Source organism: Tunicatimonas sp. (genome assembly GCF_049647865.1).
GTDB lineage: Bacteria > Bacteroidota > Bacteroidia > Cytophagales > Cyclobacteriaceae > Tunicatimonas.
Genome location: NZ_JBARYM010000660.1, coordinates 1 through 1,783 on the forward strand (window position 1 = coordinate 1; position 1,783 = coordinate 1,783).

Here is a 1,783-nt window from a genome sequence, read left to right on the forward strand (position 1 = left end):
ATTTCTAACGGTAGGGGTTCTCACAATAGCAGGGCACTTAGGAGCTAGTCTTACCCACGGAGAAGATTTTCTGAGTAGTACGTTACCCTGGAATAACGATGGGTACGAAGAAGGAAAGGCTGCTGAACTATTGACCGAATTTGCCTCAGTGTCGGATGAAAAGACACTGAGCGAGAACCAACTGAGTCGGCTGAACCTGGAAGTACGAGCAATTTTCGCCCACAACTGCTACCAGTGCCATAGCGAACTCAAACAGAAAGGTGAACTGGTACTAGAAACTGAAGCTGGAGTGATGCGCGGTGGCGAGTCCGGTGAAATACTCGTGAAAGGCAATGCTGAGCGTAGCGAAATTATCCGTCGAGTAAAACTTCCGCGAGATCACGAAGAGTCGATGCCCGGCAAAGGCAAGGCATTGTCCCAGGAAGAGATTGCTTTGATCAGCCTATGGATCGATCAGGGAGCTTACTGGGCCGATGCGTCACTAAAGGTTTTTCCCGAAGCGGAGTTAGCTTTGTCTCAGCCCAAGTTGCCCAAGGGGACCGATCATTTAGCGCATCCGGTAGATCGTCTCACCACCGCTTACTTTGAAGAAAAAGGCGTTGAGTTCTTTGGCGTAGTGGATGATAGAACATTTATACGACGAGCCTACTTAGATGCGATTGGTCTGTTACCTAGCCCAGATGATGTGCATGCTTTTGAGCAAGATTCATCTCCTAACAAGAGAAATCAGTTGGTAAAAGAATTACTGAGTGACGATATAAACTATACTCAGCACTGGCTTAGTTTCTGGAATGACTTACTGAGAAACGATTATTCTGGAACTGGTTTTATCACGGGTGGTCGCAAGCAAATTACTGGTTGGTTATACGAATCTTTGCTCACCAATAAACCTTACGACAAAATGGTGAAGGAGCTAACCAATCCCACCGAAGAATCTGAAGGGTTCATCAAAGGAATTCAGTGGCGGGGCGTCGTAAACGCTAGCCAACGTACTGAGATGCAGGCAGCGCAGAACATCTCGCAGTCGCTAATGGGGGTGAATCTGAAATGCGCTTCCTGCCACAACAGTTTTGTTAGCAATGTCACGTTGAATCAAGCCTACGGATTTGCGAATATTTTTGCTGATTCTACGCTGGAAATATATCGCTGCGATAAGCCTACCGGAAAAATGTCTCAGGTATCGTTTCTCTACCCCGAATTAGGGCACATTGAGGCCGAAACGGTCAAGGAAAAACTAAAAGCCCTTTCGGAGGTGATGGTAAAACCCGAAAACGGACGCTTGTACCGCACCATTACCAATCGGCTGTGGGACCGGCTGATGGGAAGGGGAATCATTGTGCCCCTCGATGAAATGGATAACGCACCCTGGAGTGCGGATTTACTGGATTGGCTAGCGGCCGATTTTATTAATCATAACTATGATCTGAAACATTTGCTTGAGAGAATCATGACTTCCCAAGCTTATCAGCTTCCTTCGGTACGGTACGAGAAGGCCGCCTCACTGATGTCAGAAGAGTACGTATTTACTGGCCCGGCTCGTCGCCGACTGAGTGCCGAACAGTTCGCTGATGCGTTGAGTCAGGCAATTACTCCAGTCTATTATTCCGCCGCTTACAATCCTGAGCCGGACAAGCTAGCGGCTTCCTGGATTTGGACCCGGGAGGTTGAAGTAGAGCGGGACGTACTGCCCAAACCCGGCAAGCGGCACTTCCGCTACGAGTTTAACCTGCCGTCTAATAAAAGCCTTCAAGCAGCAGAGGCACTGATTACGGCTGACCATTCT

General features: G+C 48.5%; 1 protein-coding gene. It reads left to right on the forward strand.

Annotated elements, in window-relative coordinates; genetic code table 11:
* A partial coding sequence (locus WBA23_RS19305) for a DUF1549 domain-containing protein (RefSeq protein WP_424583917.1) occupies nt 1-1,783 on the forward strand: 1,783 nt, incomplete at both ends.